The sequence below is a fragment of the Paraburkholderia sp. MM5477-R1 genome, assembly GCF_050436385.1.
GTDB lineage: Bacteria > Pseudomonadota > Gammaproteobacteria > Burkholderiales > Burkholderiaceae > Paraburkholderia > Paraburkholderia tuberum.
Genome location: NZ_JBNDMC010000007.1, coordinates 2713148 through 2735147 on the forward strand (window position 1 = coordinate 2713148; position 22000 = coordinate 2735147).

24 protein-coding genes and 1 tRNA gene are annotated in these 22000 nt (G+C 60.8%); 9 read left to right on the forward strand and 16 right to left on the reverse strand.

Annotated features, from left to right (window positions below; genetic code table 11):
* The first annotated feature begins 6 nt into the window (after positions 1-6).
* The 6 genes from OKW35_RS41485 (at position 7) to OKW35_RS41510 (ending at position 6255) form a co-directional block, all read left to right on the forward strand.
* Positions 7-843 (forward strand): RNase A-like domain-containing protein, encoded by an 837-nt coding sequence (locus OKW35_RS41485; protein WP_184070164.1) that lies wholly within the window; start codon positions 7-9, stop codon positions 841-843.
* Entirely contained in the window at positions 840-1145 is a 306-nt protein-coding gene (locus OKW35_RS41490) for a contact-dependent growth inhibition system immunity protein (RefSeq protein WP_429406756.1), read from the forward strand. Before OKW35_RS41485 ends, OKW35_RS41490 begins: the two co-directional genes overlap by 4 nt.
* A gap of 728 nt (positions 1146-1873) precedes the next feature.
* Entirely contained in the window at positions 1874-3055 is a 1182-nt protein-coding gene (locus OKW35_RS41495) for a tyrosine-type recombinase/integrase (protein WP_429555068.1), read from the forward strand.
* 66 nt (positions 3056-3121) lie between these two features.
* Positions 3122-3598 carry an AlpA family phage regulatory protein gene (locus OKW35_RS41500; RefSeq protein ID WP_429555069.1) on the forward strand — a complete coding sequence of 159 codons (477 nt, stop codon included), beginning with the start codon at positions 3122-3124 and terminating at the stop codon, positions 3596-3598.
* Between the two features lie 10 nt (positions 3599-3608).
* Entirely contained in the window at positions 3609-5654 is a 2046-nt protein-coding gene (locus OKW35_RS41505) for an AAA family ATPase (RefSeq protein ID WP_429555070.1), read from the forward strand.
* Between the two features lie 325 nt (positions 5655-5979).
* A complete protein-coding gene (locus OKW35_RS41510; RefSeq protein ID WP_429555071.1) occupies positions 5980-6255 on the forward strand; it encodes a hypothetical protein in 276 nt (91 codons plus the stop codon).
* A 585-nt stretch (positions 6256-6840) separates the two neighbouring features.
* Here the strand turns inward: OKW35_RS41510 and OKW35_RS41515 are convergent.
* The 11 genes from OKW35_RS41515 to OKW35_RS41565 all read right to left on the reverse strand — a co-directional run bounded on the left by OKW35_RS41515 (position 6841) and on the right by OKW35_RS41565 (position 12593).
* Positions 6841-7800: a phage protein gene (locus tag OKW35_RS41515; RefSeq protein ID WP_429555072.1), complete on the reverse strand. Its 960-nt coding sequence runs from the start codon at positions 7798-7800 to the stop codon at positions 6841-6843.
* A 58-nt stretch (positions 7801-7858) separates the two neighbouring features.
* Entirely contained in the window at positions 7859-8269 is a 411-nt protein-coding gene (locus OKW35_RS41520; protein ID WP_429555073.1) for a hypothetical protein, read from the reverse strand.
* 2 nt (positions 8270-8271) lie between these two features.
* Complete coding sequence (locus OKW35_RS41525) at positions 8272-8802, reverse strand: gp53-like domain-containing protein (protein ID WP_429555074.1); 531 nt, start codon at positions 8800-8802, stop codon at positions 8272-8274.
* A gap of 112 nt (positions 8803-8914) precedes the next feature.
* Positions 8915-9037 (reverse strand): hypothetical protein, encoded by a 123-nt coding sequence (locus tag OKW35_RS41530; protein ID WP_429555075.1) that lies wholly within the window; start codon positions 9035-9037, stop codon positions 8915-8917.
* A 292-nt stretch (positions 9038-9329) separates the two neighbouring features.
* Positions 9330-10208: a hypothetical protein gene (locus tag OKW35_RS41535; protein ID WP_429555076.1), complete on the reverse strand. Its 879-nt coding sequence runs from the start codon at positions 10206-10208 to the stop codon at positions 9330-9332.
* A gap of 2 nt (positions 10209-10210) precedes the next feature.
* Positions 10211-10357, reverse strand: coding sequence for a hypothetical protein (locus tag OKW35_RS41540; RefSeq protein WP_429555077.1), 147 nt, complete (start codon positions 10355-10357; stop codon positions 10211-10213).
* Positions 10350-10637 carry a hypothetical protein gene (locus OKW35_RS41545; protein ID WP_429555078.1) on the reverse strand — a complete coding sequence of 96 codons (288 nt, stop codon included), beginning with the start codon at positions 10635-10637 and terminating at the stop codon, positions 10350-10352. The genes OKW35_RS41540 and OKW35_RS41545 overlap by 8 nt, the downstream gene beginning before the upstream one ends.
* Before the next feature lie 13 nt (positions 10638-10650).
* The gene (locus tag OKW35_RS41550) at positions 10651-11004 is read right to left on the reverse strand and encodes a helix-turn-helix domain-containing protein (protein WP_429555079.1); all 354 of its coding nucleotides are present in this window, start codon (positions 11002-11004) and stop codon (positions 10651-10653) included.
* 9 nt (positions 11005-11013) lie between these two features.
* A complete protein-coding gene (locus OKW35_RS41555; RefSeq protein WP_429555080.1) occupies positions 11014-11265 on the reverse strand; it encodes a helix-turn-helix transcriptional regulator in 252 nt (83 codons plus the stop codon).
* A 108-nt stretch (positions 11266-11373) separates the two neighbouring features.
* Positions 11374-11979, reverse strand: a complete 606-nt coding sequence (locus OKW35_RS41560; protein ID WP_429555081.1) for a hypothetical protein — start codon at positions 11977-11979, stop codon at positions 11374-11376.
* Entirely contained in the window at positions 11976-12593 is a 618-nt protein-coding gene (locus OKW35_RS41565; protein ID WP_429555082.1) for a recombinase family protein, read from the reverse strand. Before OKW35_RS41565 ends, OKW35_RS41560 begins: the two co-directional genes overlap by 4 nt.
* 178 nt (positions 12594-12771) lie before the next feature.
* Here OKW35_RS41565 and OKW35_RS41570 point away from each other — a divergent pair, with 178 nt between their 5' ends.
* Both OKW35_RS41570 and OKW35_RS41575 read left to right on the forward strand, forming a co-directional pair.
* Entirely contained in the window at positions 12772-13278 is a 507-nt protein-coding gene (locus tag OKW35_RS41570) for a hypothetical protein (protein ID WP_429555083.1), read from the forward strand.
* Positions 13279-13756: 478 nt separating this feature from the next.
* Complete coding sequence (locus tag OKW35_RS41575; RefSeq protein WP_429555084.1) at positions 13757-14329, forward strand: hypothetical protein; 573 nt, start codon at positions 13757-13759, stop codon at positions 14327-14329.
* A gap of 349 nt (positions 14330-14678) precedes the next feature.
* On the opposite strand, the gene OKW35_RS41580 is transcribed toward OKW35_RS41575, so the two are convergent.
* The 5 genes from OKW35_RS41580 to acs form a co-directional block, all read right to left on the reverse strand.
* Entirely contained in the window at positions 14679-15686 is a 1008-nt protein-coding gene (locus OKW35_RS41580; RefSeq protein ID WP_429555085.1) for a hypothetical protein, read from the reverse strand.
* A gap of 140 nt (positions 15687-15826) precedes the next feature.
* A tRNA-Ser gene (locus tag OKW35_RS41585) sits at positions 15827-15917 on the reverse strand.
* 70 nt (positions 15918-15987) lie between these two features.
* The gene (locus tag OKW35_RS41590) at positions 15988-18006 is read right to left on the reverse strand and encodes a sodium:solute symporter family protein (RefSeq protein WP_429555086.1); all 2019 of its coding nucleotides are present in this window, start codon (positions 18004-18006) and stop codon (positions 15988-15990) included.
* A 4-nt stretch (positions 18007-18010) separates the two neighbouring features.
* Positions 18011-18439, reverse strand: coding sequence for a DUF4212 domain-containing protein (locus OKW35_RS41595; RefSeq protein ID WP_429555087.1), 429 nt, complete (start codon positions 18437-18439; stop codon positions 18011-18013).
* Between the two features lie 155 nt (positions 18440-18594).
* Positions 18595-20577 (reverse strand): acetate--CoA ligase, encoded by a 1983-nt coding sequence (gene acs, locus OKW35_RS41600; RefSeq protein WP_429491526.1) that lies wholly within the window; start codon positions 20575-20577, stop codon positions 18595-18597.
* A gap of 473 nt (positions 20578-21050) precedes the next feature.
* Between acs and OKW35_RS41605 the strand changes: the two genes are divergently transcribed.
* Positions 21051-21953 (forward strand): DMT family transporter, encoded by a 903-nt coding sequence (locus tag OKW35_RS41605; protein ID WP_429356910.1) that lies wholly within the window; start codon positions 21051-21053, stop codon positions 21951-21953.
* Positions 21954-22000: the final 47 nt, after the last annotated feature.

A 22000-nucleotide genomic window follows, 5' to 3' on the forward strand; every position in this document is an offset into this window, starting at 1 on the left:
ACCGGAATGTCGTATCAACAGAATTCGGACGGCGTGCGCGTGGTGCTCAGTGCGCCGCAACTAGCGGCAGTGCTCTCCCGTCAGTCGATCAGCCCTACCGAGATGCGTTCCAACCGGCTATGGGGCGGCTTGCAGGTTGTCGGCGGGGTGCTGGAAATGGTCGGGGCGGCAGCGCTATGTGTGCTGCCGGAACCGACGATGGCGAGCAAGGCCGGATGTGTTGTGTTCGGCGTACATGGCTCAGATACGGCGTCGGCAGGTTTGCGTCAAATCTGGACGGGCCGGGATACGGTCACGCTGACCCAGCAAGGTACGGCGAAGCTGGCCGAGGCGATGAACGCCGGTCCTGACATGGCGAACAACATCGGCCTGTCAGTCGATATGATCGTGCCGTTCGGGTTCGCTGGCTCGATCAAGGCTGCACGCGTGGCCAGCGTTACGATGGGCCGGATCGATCTGCAAATGCATGAAGCAAAAGCGCTCAATCCGAGGCTGGGAGGGCACACACTCGAAAAGCACGTGGGGCGGACCGAAGCGCAATTGCGCGAAAGACTGAGACTTGAACCGCATCGAAAAAGAGTGTCGTCATTCACGAACCTGGAGCGGGCGGAATGGGCAATATCAGAAGTAATGCGCGCCCATACGACACAAATCAGGAAATGGGCGGAGTGCTCAGGTAGTGGCGGCCCCCTTACACTGACGCAGCGTGTGGCGAGTGATGTCGGCTATGGAATTGCACGACAGACAGGAAAAATGACGCGGATGAATGAGGTTGTCGTTGTACTGAAATATCAAACCTACAATGGAATGCCGTACTACATTTTTACCGCATATGTTGGATGAAGGCGAAAATTATGCTGTCAGAGCGTTACCCGAAACTTTATCAGTTGTTTGGCGCATACCTTAATCAGGATTCTGATTTATGGGGAGAAACGATTCCGGAAATTGTTTCGTGCTACAGGAGGGACTGCCCACGGGAAAGCCATCTCGAAATGATCCACGAAATAGATTCGTTCATAAGCGAGCACCCGGATGATCTGGATTCGGCGTTTGAAACGGATTACGGGCAAGATTTCGACCCGGAGTTGTGGGGCTATACGACCGCTTCGTTTCTCGACGAATTGAAGCGTCTTCTGAGCGATTAATCCACTCGTCGCCGCGCGAGGTTGGTTCGATATCACCCGGGGCATCCACTCGACAATGTTTGCATTTCACCCCGAGGTGTTCGCCTCGAAGTACCGACACCCTGTCTCATTTATCGTCGAGTATCCCCGAGGCAGCGATTAGATATATGAGCCCCAATTCCCGCAACATTGTTGAGTTGACCGACGTTGGAGCAGACGACCCAATATGGATTCTCTCGCGCGACGGAGATGGCGCAGCTATGGCGGGGGCGACGCATGCCACAGAGCTTGTCGGGTATTTTCTTCTCTTGCCATGCCGATCGAACTGCCAGAAAGCCTTAGGCCTAGGCCTGAATGAGCCCCGCCCCGAGCGGGGCTTTTCATTTGTTCCCCGGTAAGTCTCTTTGTCGAGCCGAGCCCCCGAAAACCCCGACCTGTGTTGTTCGTAGACGACGCATCGAAATGGCCGCCGGCGGGTGGGAAATTGCACCGCGTGCACGCGTGTGGGTATTGGTGCGGGTAGAAACGAAACACGGGCCGAAAGGCCCGTATTCATTGGATGTCCTGGCGGAGAGAGGGTCCGCCAAGTCGCTTTGACGTTGGGATGCTACGGGATGATATGGGACGCTGCAAATGCCTCTATTCATGGACATTCCGTCGATTTCATCGAACTCCAATCGTCCCAAGAAGTTACTTGCCCTCCCACAAAATCCCGTGCAAAATTGTGGGATAAATTGTGGGAGCGTCGATTGGCACTTAAGAACTTGACCGAACGGGAAGTCAGATCCATCAAGAAAGAGACCGGCATGCATCGCGTGGCCCCAGGCCTTTACCTGCGCGTCATTGATACGGGCGCCGCCTTCTGGATGCTTCGATATTCAACGGCCGGCAAGGCGAGAGAAATGAGCCTTGGTCGATATGACGACCTGAAGTTGGCCGAAGCTGTAAATGCGGCCTCCAATGCCAGACTCGGCCTCAAGCGCGACAAGACCGACCCGTTAGCAGAGAAGCGCAAGACCAACGAGCGCGGGCGCGGGACCGCCTTTAAGAGCGTTGCTGCCGATCTAATCGAATCTAAAAAAGTGGCGTGGAAAAACGCTAAGCACGCGGCCCAGTGGACAGCAACCCTGGAAACCTACGTCTATCCGAAAATTGGCGATAAAGACGTGGCGAGCATCACGACTGAGGACGTTCTGGACGTGCTGCGCGAACTCTGGAGCACCAAACACGAGACTGCGACACGCGTCCGCCAACGCCTGGAAGCCGTGCTGACGGCTGCAAAGGTCCGCGGGCTGCGGACTGGCGAAAACCCCGCGACATGGCGCGGCCATCTGCAAGCGCTGCTTCCCGCCATTCCCAAGAAACAGCGCGTCCGACATCACCCTGCCCTGCCTTGGAAGGATTTGCCGTCTTTCGCGACGGAACTGCGCCAGCGTGATCACATCAGCGCTCGAGCCCTGGAGTTCACCATACTGACGGCGTGCCGCACCGGAGAAGTACTCGGCGCGCGATGGGGTGAGTTTGATTTCCATGCTGGCGTTTGGACCGTCCCCGGCGCTCGCATGAAAGCGAAGCGTCCGCACCGTGTTGCGCTTTCGACGCAGGCGGTCGCGCTACTTAAGTCGCTTCATCCCGGCGCCGATGACAAACTGGTTTTCCCTGGCGCAAAGCCGGAGCGCTCCCTGTCCTCCATGGCGATGCTGGAGCTGCTGCGCGGGATGCGCCCAGGGCTGACGGTTCACGGCTTCAGATCGACGTTCCGCGACTGGGCCGGCGAAGCCACCGACCATCCCCGTGAACTCGCTGAACATGCCTTGGCACACGTTGTGGCCGATGCCACAGAAGCCGCCTACCGTCGAGGGGACGCTCTGGACCGGCGACGCGCATTGATGCAGGACTGGGCAAATCACGCGCACCGCCAGGCCGCCTGAAAATGGACGGAAATTTTCCTTTACAATCCCATACGCGCCCGTGGAAGCGGGCGCACCACCTAAACAATGGAAAAGCAAACCATGCTTGAGCAAACCATGCGTCGGCAGTATCTCGATTACGCGCTCGCCGTCATTACGGGCAGGGACCCGCGCCACACTTATCATGGCGACAACGCCAAAGCCTCCCACTGCACCATCAGCAAGGATCTGCCGACCGACATCGGCGGCTCTGACGTTGCCATTTGCTCTGAAGGCGCGCCGGTTGCAGCAAGCAGCGACGATGACGGCGATGGCGACGGCGACCCCGACTCTGACCGGCGAAACTCTTCCTTTCCCTCCGCTTCGCGCTCCCGCGCACCTCAGCTTCTCCGGCTGGCCGATGTAAAGGCTAGAACCGGCCTCTCTCGAACCACAATCTATAGATTTATTGCCGACGGCAGGTTCCCGCGGAACTTCCCCATTGGTGCGCGCGCCGTTGCCTGGCTCGAAAGCGACGTCACCCAATGGATCGTCGACCATGCCAACGCCCACAAGCTCGCATAAGGGGTTGGTCATGACAAAAAAAATGGCCGCCACAGCGGGCGACCCAAAACAATCCAAGACCTCACGTTATCTTAGCACTACTGATAATGATCCGGTGAGGTCGCTCGCCGCACTTCGCTCGCTTGATCCGGGTTGTTCCGGTGACAACTGGGTGAGAATCGGCATGGCAGCGAAAGAAGCAGGTCTGACCGAAGATGAGTTCATTGAGTGGTCTAGGCCTGCCCCGAACTTCAAGAGTGAGCAGGATGTGCGCTCGAGGTGGCGCAGCTTCAAGAACGGTGGAGGCATCAGCGCCGGCACCCTTTTTCGGATGGCTCTTGATGCTGGCTGGACCGGCGCGCAGCCTCGCCATAGCGGCGCACAGGCATCGCGTGCCTCGCGTCCACTGCAGACGAAGCCGCAAGCCGCACAGCAGCCCGCCCGCGACCTTGCAGCGACATTCGAAGGTTATCCGCTCGCCAGTGCGGACCATCCTTATATCGCGGCGAAGCGCGGCAACCCCGACGGCTTGCGTGTCGTCCCGGTCGACGACCCTCTGATGATTCAGGGAAAGTCGGTGGCGAACTGGCTGGCCGTTCCCGCCCGCTCGCTCGACGGCGCCTTGCAGACCATTCAATACGTCCCAGCACCGGGCGTCGGCAAAAAGCTCAACGCGCCGGGTGCGTCGTTCGGAAATGGGCTGCATGTCGTCGGCGACATCGGCAGCGATGGCACCGTGTACGTTTGCGAGGGGATCGGGCAAGCATGGGCGTGCGCGAAGGCCGACTACCACGCCGCCGCCGTTGTGACATTCGGGTCGGGCCGCGTCCGCACGGTGGCAAAAGCGCTCCGCGAGCGCTACCCCGCCGCGCGCGTCGTGATCGTCCCCGACAAGGGCAAGGAACCGGACGCCGAAGCTATCGCCCGCGAGGTCGGTGGCGCATGGGTGGAACTGCCGGTCGACAAACCGGCGAACTATGACGCCAATGACTACGAGCGCGATCACGACAGCGAGGCACTGGCGGACCTGCTGCGCGCCGCCAAAATGCCGCCCATGCGCTATCGGCTGCAATCGGCTGATGATCTGCTGAACGCCCCGTCGCTACGCTGGCTAGTGCGTGGCGTGCTGCCCGCGAGCGGCTTTGCCGCCGTCTATGGGCCATCCGGTTCCGGGAAATCGTTCCTTGCGCTCGATTTGTGCGCCTCGATTGCTGAGGGTTCCGAGTGGTTCGGGCGCCGGGTAACTTCCGCGCCTGTGGCGTATGTCTGCTTGGAAGGTGAAGCCGGACTGAGCAAGCGCGCTAAGGCGTGGAGCGTACGCAACCGGCGCGGACTGCCTGCCCGCCTGCGCTTCATCACGCAACCGCTGGATCTGCGCCAGGCCAACGACATTGACGACCTCTCCGCAGCCGTCCTAGCTGCCGGAGGGCGTGGCGGCCTGCTGGTTGTCGACACGCTGAACCGCGCCGCCCCTGGGGCCGACGAAAACGCCAGTACCGACATGGGCGAGATCATCGAAGCGTCCAAGGAGTTGCAGCGCCGTACCGGCGGCGTCGTGCTTCTGGTGCATCACACGGGCAAGGACGGCACGAAGGGATTGCGCGGCCACAGCAGCTTGTATGCCGCCCTTGATGCAGCGATCGAGGTCTCACGAATCGATGATCGCCGCGAGTGGTCCGTTTCGAAGTCCAAGGACGACGTTGACGGCGAGCGGACTGCATTCGCACTTAACGTAGTCGAATTGGGCGAAGACGACCATGGCGAGCTCGTGACGTCATGCGTGGTGGCACCGGACGAAAGCGAGCCCAAGAGTGCCCGACCGCAGCCGCGCGGGAAGACGCAAGGCGTCGTCTATGCGGTTATGAAAGCGCTCTTGCGCGAGTCAAAGGATTTCGCGAAAGGAGGCGCGCCGCTCGGCCGACCGTGCGTGGAAGTGGAGACCGTCGTCCCTTTGATCGCCGACCGCCTGGTGTGCCGTCCGGATCAACGTCAGTACCAGGTACGCCGGGCGCTCGCCGCGATGACTGGCGACAGAGAGATCTACCAAACGAAAGAGGGTTGGATTTGGGCTAACTGACGTCCGCACAAACCGCACAACTACGCAATCTGTGCGGTTTGTGCGCACAACACACACAACACCCTTTAGGGGTGTGTGTTTTGTGAGCGGTTTGTGTTGTTCACCTGGTGTACGGAATCGACCGGTTCCGTTCAACTACATACGGTGCGCACGGAACTAGGCGAAAGCAGTTCCGTGCAATCATCTTCTATCGTGCGGCCATTTCGTGCACCTCGTGCAGGCGCGCATATGTGCGGCGGTAGATACTTGAAGCGCAATTTCGCTATTCCCGCGTCACCAAGCCACTGATAATCGACGGCGACCCGTCAACCGTCTTGGAGGCGCCATGTCCCCAGAGCAAGTGCACGCAATGTTCTCCAGTGTTGCCATGGACTTCCGGATCGAGATGTCAATGGACGACATGCTAGAGGGCTTTTGCATCTGGCTCTCTGAGGCGCGCGACCGCCTGAAGTTGGGCACTGAAGACTTCAATACGCTGTGTGCGATCGGCGGGGTGATGATGCGACATTGCGTTCGATCTGGCCTCGACGAACCGGACGAGATGGAAAAGATCGTCAGGGACCTGCTCGAGAAGTACGGCAAGCCATTGGGCGAGAGTTAGATCCCCCGCGAACCGCTTGCGTTGACGCAAGCTCGAAATCCATCAAAGCACCATCCAACTAGGGATGCCGCCTGACAAGGGTTTGCGGGCTATTTATGCTTTGATGGCAGATCCGATTCCATCAACGCTGGATCAACGCAAACGGGCGCTTTCCGTGCGAACCTCACTGCGAACCTGCACGCCGTTACTTCGCCCGATGTCAGGTTTTGGCAGGTCGAGCCGTGCGTACCGGCGTGCGTACCAATGGTTTCCAAACCCATCGAAACCGTGGAAACCATCGTGGAAACTAACCGGCGTTTTCCGTGGCTACCCGAGTGGCTACCGCTCTTTTCGATGTTGCTAGATTTGCAACAATCCGCTGTTGGCGTTCTCGCGCGTTCGGATCTATCCGCGGGGAAATCGTTTAGAAATGGAAGGGCCGTCGAGCCCTTACCCATTGTGGCGCAAGGCTTCTGGCCGGGCTGACCGTTCGGAAACTGCGCGGAAATATTCGAACTTATCCGCGCACAGCGCCTTTTTTATGGACTCGGAAAACCCCTTTTTAGGTTGCAGCCTGCAACTGCAACTGCAACTTTCGGCGGGACGTCATGCCGCGGCACTGACCGATTGGGATTGATCGGGCGCCGAGACATCGACGGCCAGGCAGACGAGATCCACGTACCACTCATTACCTCTGGTGTCGCCCATAAAGCACGCCTCCATGACCCGATAGTGGCCCTGCGTCGTCGCGATGACTGCGGAAGGCTGATTGTTCTGGCTGTAGCTCAGGCCGAATTGCTGCGTGGTGATGTGGTTAATGTCCGACTGTGCGATCTGCACGAGGCAGCCGATGCGGATCAGGGGGTTCAGAAGGGCCCGCACGCGCACGCCTCCCTGCGTTGCGACCGGCACGCCAACCAAGCCCGTCGAGGACGACAGGACGACAGCCTCGCCCGGGCGATAGCCGGTGATTGGGACAACCACGACCTCGCCATTCTGGATCGACCAGCGATAGCCGTACTTGGCTGCCCAGTCGCGCAAATAGCTGCGGGCCATCCCCATTGACGACTTGCCGCGGGACAACGCGTTCTTCACGCCTGCGGCGGCGCCGACGATCAATCCCGTTGCATCTTGCGCGAACTTGATCGGCACGCTCGAGGTGCTGAGGATCGACTGAATGACCTGCTCGGGAGTCTGGCCGGCCGCCACCGCCATATTCACGATCGCGAAGCTGTAAAACTCATCGCCGTCTGCGGCCCAGATGTCGATAAAGTTGTCGACGTCGCGTTCGCGGCCAACCTCGGTTTGCTTGATCGCGCCACTAAAGACCACACCATAGTTGCCGTTTTCATAGCCGGCCTGCAGCGTGATGGACTTGAACTCTGTGCCGATCTTCGCGATGGTTTGCGGCGCCAAGTTATAGACGCGCGCGTACAGCGTGTTGGGCGTTTCCGAGTCTGAGTTGGTCGTCTCGAACTTAAAGCGCAGCTCGGACAGATCGAGTCCGGTCGTGCCATCGCTAACGATCAGGCTCGCTTTCCGGCCAAACTGAGTGTTATTCGCCATAAGGCAAATCTCCTAAAAGAAAGCCGCCCAGCGGCGGCTCTCTGCGTGTCAGGTTTTGTCAAGTCCCGCTCGGATATGCGGGCTTCGTCGGCAGAGCCTGAGTCGGATCACCTGACGCGGCGCCAACAATCGCGCGCAGCGCCTTGCGGTACGTCGCCCAGGCGGCCGGGACCGTCACGGCGTTTTCAGTGCATCGCACGATTGTTAAGTCCGACTTGTCGAGCGCCGCTTGTGCGGCCGCCTGATAGGTCGACCACGCTGCCGCGGCTTGCTGAGCTGCGAGCTGCGCAGCGGTGGGCGCCTCGAGCGCGCCGCTGCTGATGGTGTAGCCAGGAGTTGAACTTGCCGCCTGATATTGCTCGTCAGTGATTTCGATTGCACTGACGTCGGCGGGTGGCGGACTAACAACCGAGTCGTAAAACACGACGATGCCGGTTTTCGCGTCGAGTGCGGCGAATTTTTGACCCATGATTAATACCCCACTGCGATGACTTTAACGTTGGCGGAAACAACCGCCACGCTGGAACTGTTTGCCACGTTGACGACGCACGTGGAGTTAGTTGTGTTGGTCGACATGGTGGCCGAGATCGCTGAAAGCGCCGTACCGCTCGAGACGTAGGTGGAATTTGCGGAAAGAACCGTGTTCGGGAACGTGATGGGCCACGCCTGCGTCACGATCCCGCTCGAGGCACTGACGCCATTGAGCCACTGGAGAAGGAGGTTCGTTTTGACACCAGCAACGATCACCGGAATCGTGACGCAGCCATTTGCCGAAAGCGTCGCGGGGAACTGCCCAAGATTGATCGCCTGGCCGCTTGCCGTCGCCGCCAGGACGCTGAAAGCTTGCGTGACGTCACCGTTGAGCGCGGCCGCGGCAAGCTTCAGATTCGCAAGCAGCGTCGCCGTAGTGCCGTCATCGATCGCCGGCTGTCCGGTGCGATCGCAGATGAACTGCGCGAGCACGGCCGAGATGATGCTCGACTGACGCCAGACCTTGTTCACTTGCGCCGAGTTTGCGACACCAGACTCGAAGCCAGTAGGGAGCGCCCCGAGCGCGGCGTAGGCGGATTGCGACAGTACGTTCGCGCCCGAGCCGGCCGCAAAAGGCAGGAAGTCATTTTCCGTCGACATTCTCGCCCTCCACTTGCGGGGTGATCACGCCCTCATCCATCCCAGCTCCGGGGACATCCATGGCGAACGGCACCGGCTCGGCCGGCATTTCAGTTTGTGCGTTCATATCGCTCCAAAAAATTCGATAGTCAAATTGGTGCCGGCCGCGGCGTTTCCATCCGCCCGCCGGCTGTCGGGGTTTTCTCTGGAGGCGGCACTCACCGACTAATCCGCCTGGACATGTCTCTAACCCTTGGCGAGCCGTTCGCGGACCTCGCGAAGGATCTCGCCTACGTGCAGGTGCACATGCTTTGTCGGCTTGCCGTCAGCGGTGCGGCGACGACGCGGCGAACACTCGGCGCACTTCGGCGCGCCAGTCTGACGAGTGCAGCCGCACTGCTTGCGATCGGTCGTGAATGTCATTCCACGTCCTCCAGCTCGAGCGCCGGGTTGTCGCGCAGCAGTTCTGTGTATCGGCGCCAACGACCGGCCGCGCTGGTCGTTGCTTCGCCCGAATACGCCGGGGATTGCAGCGCCGCGCTCGCTTCGGGTGTCGCCGGCACGTCAGAATATTTGGCGGCTTCGACAGTTGCGGCGAGCGCGCTGTACTCGCGTTTAATATCTTTCAGACGCTCAACCATGCCTCGCACGGCGTAACGCTTCACGGCCATGATTGCGAGCCGCACAGCGCTCTCTGCTTTCTTGTGGGCGACGTCTGCGGCTTGGTGTTCGGCGTCCAGCATGTCGACGGCCTCGCGAGCCGCATCGCGGCGCGTCTCGGCATCGAGCAGCGCGCGGCTATCTATCGGGCGGTCTGATCTGAATACTGCGGTGCCGGATTTCAGGGCGTCGACCAGATTGGCGGCGCCGGCCCGGATGTCGTTTTCGCGCGCCGCGGTCAGCACATCGACCTCATGCTGACGCGCTTCATGCATCTCTTTTGCCCGTCGAACGACATCCGCCGCACGGTCGACACACTCCGAAGCTCTCTTATGGGCGGCAAGGGCATCAATCAGGGCTGAACGCTCGGCGCCGGGCTCGATGTCCATCATGGCTTTCGAGATAGCTGCCTCAGCCATCATGGCGGCGGCGATCGGGGGCGTTGCCGTGTTCTCGGCGATGGCGGGCGCATCCATTCGCTCGCTGCGGATGCCGGCAAAGTGCCCTGCGGCCAGCATCAGCGGCAGGAAGGCGTCTGCCTGAGCCGCGGTCAAGTGGGAGTGATGCACGGTCCCGGCCGCATCAACGATCCGCCATACTGCCGGCGACATGAGAGCTGAGATTTGCGAGTCGCCCATCGTTAGCCCTCCGCCTGCATCTGATGCAGCGTCACTTTGATGTTGTGATGCTGGAGCGTCGCCAGCACGTCAGTGACGATCGGCCACGAGAGGTGGTCGGCGAGAATGCGGCCTTCCGCGTCGCGGATCTGCCAATAGCTTTTATTCATTTGTTTCTCCATTGATCAATAGTCCAGTGATGGACACCTTCAGGTTGCTGGCGTCGTGTTTTTTGCTAGGCACGACAGCAACATGACCGCGAACCGCGATGGGATCGCCCATGCGCAAGCCGTTGAGCCGTTCCACAGTCGCCGGATAGGTGCTGCTGCACTCGGCATAGGCGAAATTGCCGAGACAATCGGTGAAGCGCACCGACACTGCGCGCCGACCAGCCGGCGCATTCCAAGCCTCGCGAACTACCGTTGCAAGTAGCAGGCATTCCATAGACATTTCGTTCTCCTTCCTAAATGGCAATCGCGGCGCCCAGTTCCGGAAAGAGATCCAGCGTCCTGGCTCGCATGACGAGGGTTTGCGGCTTGTACAGATACAGCGCAACTCTGTGAAAGTTGCCGGCGGCCGTTGGGCGGCTCACCCAGACTTTGTCGATGTTGTGACCGCCGCCGTGTCGTAGTTCGAAAATCCGCGCGGCGGGCATCATGATGTCGAGATCGTGTCGAATCTCGATGGTGGTAAGGGCGCGTCGCTTGAGGGCTTCGAGCAGCCGGGCGCGTTGTCCTTCTGCGGAGTTATCTGTAAACTTCTGCTTGGTCTTGGCGCTCGTCGACTTCGGTTGGCGGGCGTTTTCTTTTTTGGCCATGCTCGCCCCTCAGCCCTTCACCCGATTGGCTTCGAGCTTGGCGACAAGGGCGCGGATCTCGTCGGCGGACTTGCCGGCGATGCGAGCGCGGTTAATGGCGTCGACGTCAGATTCTGGCCAAGCGCTTGATTTAACGCCGACCTTTACAGGCTTTGGGAAAAGACCGCGGGAAATGTCCGCATAGATGGTCGATTGACCGCGAGCGCATCGCTTCACGACATCGCCAATCTTCACCATCGTTACCACTGACTGCTGAACCATACAGGGCTCCATTCAGGACCCAAGACAAGCACTGCTCTCCTATCTCGTCTTGTATGGCTCAATTGTGGCTATTACACTTTCTTTTCGATAAAGGAGTTTAATAGCTGGTTATTGGCTCTTTTCCTCCTTAAACGCCAGCGCGGCGGCTCGCGCGGAAGACTCGGCGCTGGCGTCGATTTCCAAGGCTTGGAAGATGTCCGTCACCAAGTCGTAGAACGGCCCGTACGGCTTCGCCTGGTGGCCATCGTCCCGCGTGCCCACAGTCGGCCGGCGCCCCGTCAGCGTGGCGTAGTCATGCGCAAGAATGGCCACAACCCCCCTTGCCAGATTGTTTGGTAGTCGGCCGCGCCCCTGATTTTCCGGGACGTTAGATACATCGGCTTGATGCGCTATCGCCGCCACGCGTTTGAGCGTCGCCGACAGATGATTGTGATGAACGATCTGCATCAGACCACTATCGGCAAGCGCCCCGATAGATGGTTCGCCTAGACCGTCAATCACTGCGGCAAGCTTGCCCGCGAGCTCGGCGACCTTGTCCAGCTCATCCCTGCACGCCTTGCGCCCCTTCAATCGAAATTCAGGTGGTGGCGTACCGTCCTGGTTCTTCGGAATGAGAGACAGGGTATGGACAATCTGCCGTAGCCGCTGCTCCGCGTCTTGTTCAATGTTGAGCTTGCGGAATGCCGCCTCGATCATGGCTCCGGTATCGCTCATTGGTTTACCTCCGCGAGCCGTCCGCCCGAACTCTTTTCACGAAGTCTCATGATGGTTGTACGGCTTGTTTTGTAGTCACGGGCCAACTGGCTAACGCTCGCGCCCGCGGCGAGCTTCTGAAGGGCTTCGGCCTGCTCGGCCGCGCTCAGGGCAGAGGGGCGCCCGAATACCTTCCCCTCGTCGCGCGCTCGAGCAATGCCGGCCTGCGTCCGCTCGATCAACAGATCCCGTTCAAACTCCGCGACGGCGCCCAGGACCCCCATGGTCATCTTGCCAGCCGCGCTCGTCAGGTCGACGCCACCAAGAGCCAGGCAATGCACGCGCACGCCGTCTGCCGCCAGGCGTTCGACCGTGGCCCGCACGTCCATGGCGTTGCGTCCCAGCCGGTCAAGTTTCGTCACGATGAGAACGTCGCCCGACTCGAGCCGATCGAGCAGCTTGGAAAAGCCCGGGCGCTCGCTCGCCGCGACGCTTCCTGAAATGATTTCTTCAACGATGCGTTGCTTGCGCTTGTCGTGATCGATAGCGAAGCCTGCCGCCTCAATCTCACGAAGTTGGTTTTCGGTCGTCTGGTCTGCCGTCGAGACGCGGGCGTAGATGAAGGTTCGTGACATTTCGTTCCCCTGTACGAAAGTGATGCACGAATTATAGATAGTGCACGGAACATGTCAACCATTACTTTCGTGCAGTCTCGACAATGGATGCACGGAATCGAACGTTATCGGGCAGGCCGTCTTGATTTACCGTTATAAGTAACGCAAAATTAAAGCTCGGAACGGACAGGGGGCAAGCATGGCACGCGCTAACAATATTTCGTTACCCATAACTGAAAAACGTGGAAGGGGACGCCCGCGGAAGCCTGACGCCATGACGAACGCTCAGCGCCAGGCGGCCTTTCGTGCGAGGCACAAAGCGGACGAGAAACCCGTTACGGTAACGAAAAAGGTGCATGACGAGCTCGTGCTCGAATGTGAGCGGCTGCGCAAAGAATTGACGCAGGCACGTCGAGCGGTCGCTAAGCCGCGCCGTATGCCGAGCGAGGGCGCGCCGGCTGCATCGACGGTGCTGGCCCGGGCGCTTCCAGCGGACGAAGCCGAATCAGATGACAAGCGGCTGGTGACGGCGATGAACGGCCGCGAGTTCTTTTCACTCGAGCGGCTGGCGGCACATCACGACCTGTCGAAACGGGCCGTGCTCGAGCGACTGATCTGGTGGGCAGATCAGAGCGTCGTCCAGTCCATTGGCGAGGACGACGCAGCGTTTAGCCGTTACCTGAATCGCGTCGCGAAAACGCGTTGAGTCCCAGAGCGTCGACGTTAAAGCCACGAATAGTGCACAAGCAACGCATCTTTTCTCGGCATCGACGGGAGACCGCAAGGCATATCATTTCGCCGTCACGAAAGACCAAACGTGATCGGGGTGGCAAGGAGAGAACGCGCCCCGCGGCTCGAGTGTGGCCGCGGGGAATGCGTCCGTTATTGTCGACCAAGCAACTTCGCAAAAAGTGCTTGTGTGCGGTAGCGAACAGTTCTATGCTTCCGTCCGTCACGCAAACAAACGTGACCGGGTTTGGCGACCTGAGTAGACATAGGCGGACAACCGCCGCAGCGCGGTTTTTTTACGTCCGCACGCCTCTGCGCATCCTCTTTGCGGGTGGGCCTGGGCGGGGAGACCTTCGGGTCTGCCGGTTTCCTATGTCACCGGTTCGCCAACCCTGTCCAGTGCCCGCCCACCATTCCCTTGGTCGGCGGAACAAAAACCAAATAAGGACCGAGCCATGAACAATCTTGTAAGCACTACTTATCGTATTGGCGATGCGAGGGGCGCCATGCGTGACATCATCTGGGCTGGCGACAATATCGGCCTTGGCGGGGGAGAGGATCACGTGACCGTTGGCTTGAGGGACAGCTCAGGCCGGCAGCAATTCGTATCGCTCGAGCAGGCGCTCGCTGTGGCGGAACGTATCGACCCGCAGTCAGGCTATCAACGGCTGTCAGAGGCGTTGCCATCGGCCGCAGCGGATGGCTATCTGTGCCCGGTTGATCTCGCAGCCTGGCGTGCCGCGGAACATCGTATTGCAGCCCTCATGTATGACTCAGCGCAGGACCTCGACGTTTCCTTTTGGCAAGTAGCGGAGGACCGAATCGAAGATGGTCGCAGAGTGAGCGGCGTTCCGCTGTCGGGAAAGTTTGCCGCCGAAGAGCAGTGCCGAGAGGCCGCAGCGGAGATCAAAGTCACAAAACCGGATGCCTATTTGGTGCGCCATACAGTCCACTTCCATTGGAGTAAGACGAAAGACATCTCGGAACGCGCGAGGTTGCTAGACGAGATCCGCGGCGTCGCGGCGTAAGGGTCAGGTAAAGGTAGCGCCCAGCAGAAACGGCCCTTGATGGGCCGCTGCACATCGGGGGTGCTGGGAGCATGGCGGCACACACTTGATCGCGTGGGTGCTGGGCGCGCTCAATTAAAAAGGCCGCTTAGTGCGGCCTTTTGTTAGACAAGCTGTCAATCACTTGCGGATGGTGACAACTGTTAGCTTGCCATTAACCATTGCAATGCGTTCATGGACAGCCGCAACAGTCACCACAGGACGCGTGTCCTTCGTGGGCGCGGGGGAAGTTGCGCCCGATCGTGGCGCACCTATGCCGATTCGAACCTCGCCTGGACGGGGCGTGGCCGAACTACCGCTACGAACCGAATTATTGATCATGACTATATCCAGGGTTACGGTGAACCAGTTCAGGCTCGTTCAACATCCGCAGCTTATTGTTGCGGGTTATAACGCCGATGTGCGTACGGCCGCCCACCGTTGCAACGCCACGAGCGAATTTTGCCCTACCTGACTGTAGGTTAACCAAGTAGGAGACAAAGTCAACGGCATCTTGCAACGGCAAATTTGCAAAATCAATGTCAAGCTGACAATTCTTAAACGGCAACTCGACGGCCGGTTTTCCCACAAATTCCGTGTTCACGCCGGCCGGAAGCTCATCAAGCCCCGCCGCCGTCATCAGTTCTTCGAGCATCCGCATCGCATTCAACTTGGAGGCTTCGTAAAAATCGTCAAGCGCCTTGTTAAGTTCAAACGTGATTTGGGACTTCAACTGGCTATCGATTCCAAAAATCAATCGCTCGACGCCATCTGACTGGGCAGCCCACGTCAACCCGGTGCTTCCACCCTCGTAAACGGCAACGCAAGTGTTTTCTTTAACCCTTACTCGATATGCCGCCGGAAACCGGGAGGCTGACTCAAACCCGCCGATCAGGAACTCAAGCGCTGGCTGGAACTTGAGCGGAATCGCTGCACCAAAAGCAAGCAGGTATTGCTCCCGGACGAAAGCCAAAAATGCGGCAGCCACCTGCGCTAGCGTCTCACCAGGAGTAGGCAGCAGCAAAAACTCCTCAGCAAGCGCGCTAATCGTTTTTCCGCCGATCGATGCGAGACCCGATGTCACGGCCGCAGCTTCGACTCCGCCGCGCGAAATCGAAAACATCTTGGTTACGTTGCCGAAAGAATTGGTAACGACCTGCTGGATCTGATCCAGAGTGAATCGTGCAGTAGCCCGCCCGTCTGCGTCGAGAACGAAATTACCCTCAGCGTCCGTCTCGATACAGTTCAACGGACGCAGGAAAAAGTCGGTTTCGCTAGAGATGCTGTCACACCCCAGCACGAATGCCTCACTCGTTACCAAGGCAATGTTTATCGTCATTACCGGGCGTCCTAAACTATGTTGCTTTGGGCATATTGGGCGGCAGGAAAACGGACGAGGGCCGCGCTGCGCATCTTTGTGGGATTATTTGTGGGAGCTTTTTAAAGAACCCAAGCCCAGCAAGGATTTGAAGGAGATTCTGGCGGAGAGAGGGGGATTCGAACCCCCGATAGGCTATTAACCTATACACGCTTTCCAGGCGTGCGACTTAAACCGCTCATCCATCTCTCCGGCGGGGAGCCGAATTATAGCAAACTTCGCGCCCTGCGCCACACCCTGGCCAAAGCCCCGCGCAAACCGCCTATGGATGCCGGATATAGTCGACCAGCGCGATCGTATAAGCGTCCGCCTTTCGATCGAGCAAACTCACCCCGATCGCCACGAGAAAACCCGCCGGCACACCGAACACGCCCGAACTGATCGGCTCGATGCCAAACCAGCGCGCACCTGTGAATCCCGTCATCTGCGTGAAGAACGGATAGGTCGACACGATGTAGTAGATGCACACGACGAGCCCCGCGACCATCCCCGCCACCGCGCCGAGCCGCGTCGTGCGTTTCCAGAACACGCCGAGCACGAGCGCCGGAAACAGACTCGACGCCGCCAGCGAAAACGCCGCCCCGACCAGAAACAGAATATTCCCCGTATTCAGCGACGCCACGTACGACGCGAACAATGCGACACCCAGCAGCAGAATCTTCGAGATCGTCACGCGCCGCTGGCTCGACGCGTTCGGATCGACCATGTGGTAGTACACGTCGTGCGATAGCGCGTTCGCGATCGTCAGCAGCAGACCATCCGCGGTCGATAGCGCCGCCGCGAGCGCCCCCGCCGCGATCAAGCCCGACATCACATACGGCAGCCCCGCGATCTCGGGCGCCGCGAGCACGACCATATCGGGCTGCATCTGGATCTCGCTCCAGCGCACGATACCGTCGCCGTTCGTATCGGCAAGGCTGATCAGGCTCGGTTCGACCTTGCGCCATTGCATCAGCCACTGCGGCAGATCGGCGAAATGATGGCCGACCAGATTCGACAGGATCTCGTACTTGATCAGCACCGCCAGCACCGGCACGGTCAGATAGAACAGCGCGACGAAAAAGAGCGTCCAGCCGACCGAGCGCCGCGCCGACGCCACCGAAGTCGTCGTGTTATAGCGCGTCAGGATATGCGGCAGGCTCGCCGTGCCAAGCGACAGACACAGCAGCAGCGATAGAAAGTTACGCGCGTGCGTGCTCCGGTCTTCCTCACCGACAGCAGGAAACGGTTCCTGCATCGGCACCGGCGCGCTCGCCCGCATCAGCATGTCGTCGCGCTTCTGACTCCAGACGATCTGCGCGGCGGCGGCATCGCGCGGAAACCGTTCGAGCGCACGCTCGCGCTCCTTGATCTCGCGCAATGGACCGTTATGGCGGCGCAGATCGCCGACCTCCTGCGTGAGCCGCTGCTTTTCGTCGATGAACGATTGCGGCAGCGTATCGAGCCGCAGTTGCATCAACGCGGCGCGGCGTCGATAGTCGTCGCGCACGCGCTCCTCGAGCGGCGCGTCGCGCACCTGCTTCTCGAGCCCTTCCATGCGCTCCATCAGGCGCCCATAGCTGAATTGCGGCACCCAGCCGAGGCCGTCCTTGTGCGCGATCATCGATACCGGTATCAGCATCGCGAGGATCAGGATGATGTACTGCGCGACCTGGGTCCACGTGACGGCACGCATGCCGCCCAGAAACGAGCACACCAGAATGCCCGCGAGCCCGCAGAAAATGCCGACCGCGAAATCGACGCCGATAAAGCGCGTCGCGATCAGCCCGACGCCCTGGATCTGCGCGACCAGATAAACGAACGAGCACAGGATCGCGGCGAGCGCCGCGAGGCCGCGCACCGCGTTGCTCGAATAGCGCGTGCCGAGAAAATCGGGAATCGTGTAGCGCGCGAGCTTGCGCACATACGGCGCAAGCAGGAACGCGACGAGGCAATAGCCGCCGGTCCAGCCCATCATGTATGCGAGGCCGTCGTAGCCGGTCGCGTAGATCGAGCCGGCCAGACCGATGAACGACGCGGCCGACAACCAGTCGGCCGCGGTCGCCATGCCGTTGAACGCCGACGGCACGCGCCGCCCCGCTACGTAGTATTCGACCAGGTCGGACGTGCGCGACAGCACGCCGATCACCGCATACACCGCGATCGGCACGAACAGGAACACATAGCCGATCCACATCCCGGGACCGGTGCTGCGCTCGATGCGCCACATCACGTAGACGAACAGCAGAAAGCCGAGCGTATAGAGCGCGTACGAGCGGATCAGCCGATGCGTGAGCTTCATCGGCTCAGCGCCCGCGCGCGGCCGGCGCGGCCTTGCCGATCGCGACGTCATCGTTCGCGCCGGTGGTGGAATCCGCGGCGGGACAGCTTGCCGCATCGCGCTGCGAATCCGCTTCGAACGCGTGCTGCAACTGACGATCGGCGCGCTGCATCAGCACGATATAGACGACGATCAACGCGAGGTAGATCAGGATTGCGCCTTGTGCGCCAAAGTAGAACGGCAGCCTGAAGCCGCCTGCGTGCACCTGCGCGAGCGCGGGCGCCAGCAATGGCACGACGAAGGAGACGAAGAAGCCAAGCGTCATCAGCACCGCGATCAACGCGAGGTTGAAACGCCAGTACTTGCGATGCGCGAGCGCCATCGCCGCCGAGACCGGTGGCGGTTCGGGCGGGGGGTTCAACCTGGCGTGGGAGGATAGGTGCGGCGCGGCCATGCGCCTATGTATCAAAAAGGCATCGGCGAGGCAATCGGGATTGTCCGCGCAACGCCGCGATGCAAGCCGTCCGCTCGAATAACGGGTCTGCGCGGCGTGCCTGCAAGCGCGTCGATCGACACCGCCGCCGTCCGCGCAGATCCGCTTACAACGCTTTAAATCGACTCGCCGAGCTGATCGAGAATCGCCGGGTTTTCCAGCGTCGACACGTCCTGGGTGATTTCCTCGCCCTTCGCGAGCGAACGCAACAGACGACGCATGATCTTGCCCGAACGCGTCTTCGGCAGGTTCTCGCCAAAGCGGATGTCCTTCGGCTTCGCGATCGGACCGATCTCCTTGCCGACCCAGTTGCGCAGGTCGTTCGCGAGCTTCACGGCCTCTTCGCCTTGCGGACGCGCACGTTTGAGCACCACGAACGCGCACACCGCCTCGCCGGTCGTCGCATCGGGGCGGCCCACCACGGCGGCTTCCGCGACGAGCGGATTGGCCACCAGTGCCGACTCGATCTCCATGGTGCCGAGACGATGGCCCGACACGTTCAGCACGTCGTCGATGCGGCCCATGATCGTGAAGTAGCCGGTCTCCTTGTCGCGCACCGCGCCGTCGCCGGCGAGGTAGAGCCTGCCGCCGAGCTCGTCGGGGAAGTAGCTCTTCTTGTAGCGGTCCGGATCGCCCCACACGTTGCGCAGCATCGCCGGCCACGGGCGCTTGATCACCAGAATGCCGCCCTGCCCGTTCGGCACGTCCTGCCCGGTTTCGTCGACGACCGCGGCCATGATGCCCGGCAGCGGCAGCGTGCACGAACCCGGCACGAGCGGCGTCGCGCCCGGCATCGGCGCGATCATGTGGCCGCCGGTCTCGGTCTGCCACCACGTATCGACGATCGGACAGCGGCCGCCTCCGACGTTCTCGTAGTACCACACCCACGCCTCCGGATTGATCGGTTCGCCGACCGTGCCGATGATGCGCAACGTCGACAGGTCGTAGCTCTTCGGATGCACTTTAGCGTCGGCCTCGGAGGCCTTGATCAGCGAGCGGATCGCAGTAGGAGCCGTATAGAACAGCGTGACCCCGTGCTTCGCGATCATCTGCCAGAAGCGCCCGGCGTCCGGATAGGTCGGCACGCCCTCGAATACGACCTGGGTGCCGCCAAGCGTGAGCGGCCCGTACGTAATGTAGCTATGGCCGGTGATCCAGCCGATGTCGGCGGTACACCAGAACACGTCGGAGGGGCGCCAGTCGAAGGTCCATTTCAGCGTTTGCGCGGCCCACAGCAGATAGCCGCCGGTGCTGTGCTGCACGCCCTTCGGCTTGCCGGTCGAGCCCGACGTATAGAGGATGAAGAGCGGATGCTCGGCGCCGACCCATTCGGGCGCGCACTGGTCCGACTCGGCCTGTGCGAGTTCGTGCATCCACAGGTCGCGCCCTGCGTCCCACGCGACCTTGCCGCCGGTGCGCTGGTACACGATCACGCTCCTGACCTTCTCGCAGCCGCCGAGCGCGAGCGCTTCGTCGGCGATGTTCTTCAGCGGCAAAGCCTTGCCGCCGCGCATCTGTTCGTCGGACGTGATCAGCGCGACCGCGCCGACGTCGACGAGCCGCTCGTTGAGCGACTTCGACGAGAAGCCGCCGAACACGACCGAGTGCGTCGCGCCGATCCGCGCGCACGCCTGCATCGCGACGATGCCCTCGATCGACATCGGCATATAGATGACGACCGGGTCGCCTTTCTTCACGCCGCGTTTTTTCAGCGCATTCGCGAAGCGCGATACGCGTTGCAGCAGATCCTGATAGGTGACGTTGGTGACGGTACCGTCGTCGGCTTCGAACACGATCGCGACGCGCTCGCCGTTGCCGGCCTCGACGTGACGGTCGATGCTGTTATACGACGCGTTCAGCTGGCCGTCTTCGAACCACGTGTAGAACGGCGCCTTCGATTCGTCGAGCACCTTCGTAAACGGCTTGTGCCAACTCAGCGTCTCCTTCGCGAGACGCCCCCAGAAGCCTTCGTAGTCGCGCTCCGCTTCGGCGGCGAGCGCCCGGTACGCGTCCATGCCGGAGATCGTGGCACCCTTCGCAGTGTCAGCGGAGGGCGGAAAAACGCGGCGTTCCTGAAGAACCGATTCAATCGCAGACATCGACAACCCCTTGGTGAAGATGAAACGTAAAACCTGTACCGGCGCGCGTCGGGCGCGCGGGCCTTATCCCGTGCGAGCCGCCACGAGCGGCGCTGTCTCCCACCTCGCGATACCGTCAAACGCGCGTGCGTGCGGCATCGCAACATCCGTGCATGCGGGCGCCCTGCGCGATCCTATTCCGCGTCAAGGCTTAACCATAAGCGCTGCAACTTACCGGCCACTTACGCGCATCGTATTGATCTGCAAGCGAAAACCCTTAGATCGCGCCAGCCATCGACGCAGTTACGCGTTGATCAGACGAGATGCGCGCGAAAAAGATCGCCCGTTCTACAGAGCCTTCTACGCTCACTCGCAGCACATTGCATACCGCTGATGCGAACTCGACGCACCGCCAGCGCGCCCGCTTTCGCACCCTTACGCTCTCTCGCACGGCCTTTTACAATGCTAACTGAACTAGCCGTCCGGATTCCAGCTTGAATCGCTACGCCCTGCTTCTCATTACCTCGATGCTGCTGGTCGGCAGCAACGTCGGAATCGGTAAATCGATCGTCGCCTTCGTCCCCGTCCCGCTGTTCGCGCTGCTGCGTTTCGTGATCGCGATGGCCGTGCTATGGCCGCTGTTGCGCGCGACCAAACTGCGCCGTGTCAAACGCGACGAATGGATCAACCTGTTTTTGCAGGCGCTATTCGGCACCTTCGGCTTCACGCTGCTGATGCTCAACGGCGTCGCGCGTACCAGCGCGGTCGCGGCCGGCGTGATCACGAGCACGATTCCGGCGGTCGTCGCGCTGCTGTCGTGGCTGATCCTGAAGGAGCGGCCCGATGGCCGCGCGCTCGCGTCGATCGCGCTGGCGATCGTCGGCGTCGTCGTCATCAATGTCGCGCACTTCCAGGCGGGCGCGGATGCGACGGCCGGCACCGGCTCGCTCGCGGGCAACTTCATGGTGCTCGGTGCCGTGTGCTGCGAATCGCTGTACATCATTCTGTCCCGCCGCCTCACGCAGACGCTCGCGCCGATCGATATTTGCGCGTACACGCATCTGTTCGGCCTGCTGCTGATGCTGCCGCTCGGCGCCGGCGCGCTCGCGCATTTCGACTATCGCGCGGTGCCGTCGAGCGTCTGGATGCTGGTGTTGTGGTACGGGCTGTCGGCCAGCATATTCTCGTTCTGGCTGTGGATGAAAGGCATCCGTCACGTGCCAGGCAGTCTTGCCGGCGTGTTCAGCGCGGTGCTGCCGGTCGCCGCGGCGCTCTACGGCATCGAGTTCCTCGGCGAGCGGCCCACGCTCGCGCACGGCATCGCGCTTGCCTGCGTGGTCGCCGGTATCGGCCTCGCGAGCCTGAAGGCGCGCAGCGTGCCGCCGATCGCATCGTAATTCTGGTGTCGCGGGCGCGCTGCCCGCCGCAAAGCAGCAGCTTCGAC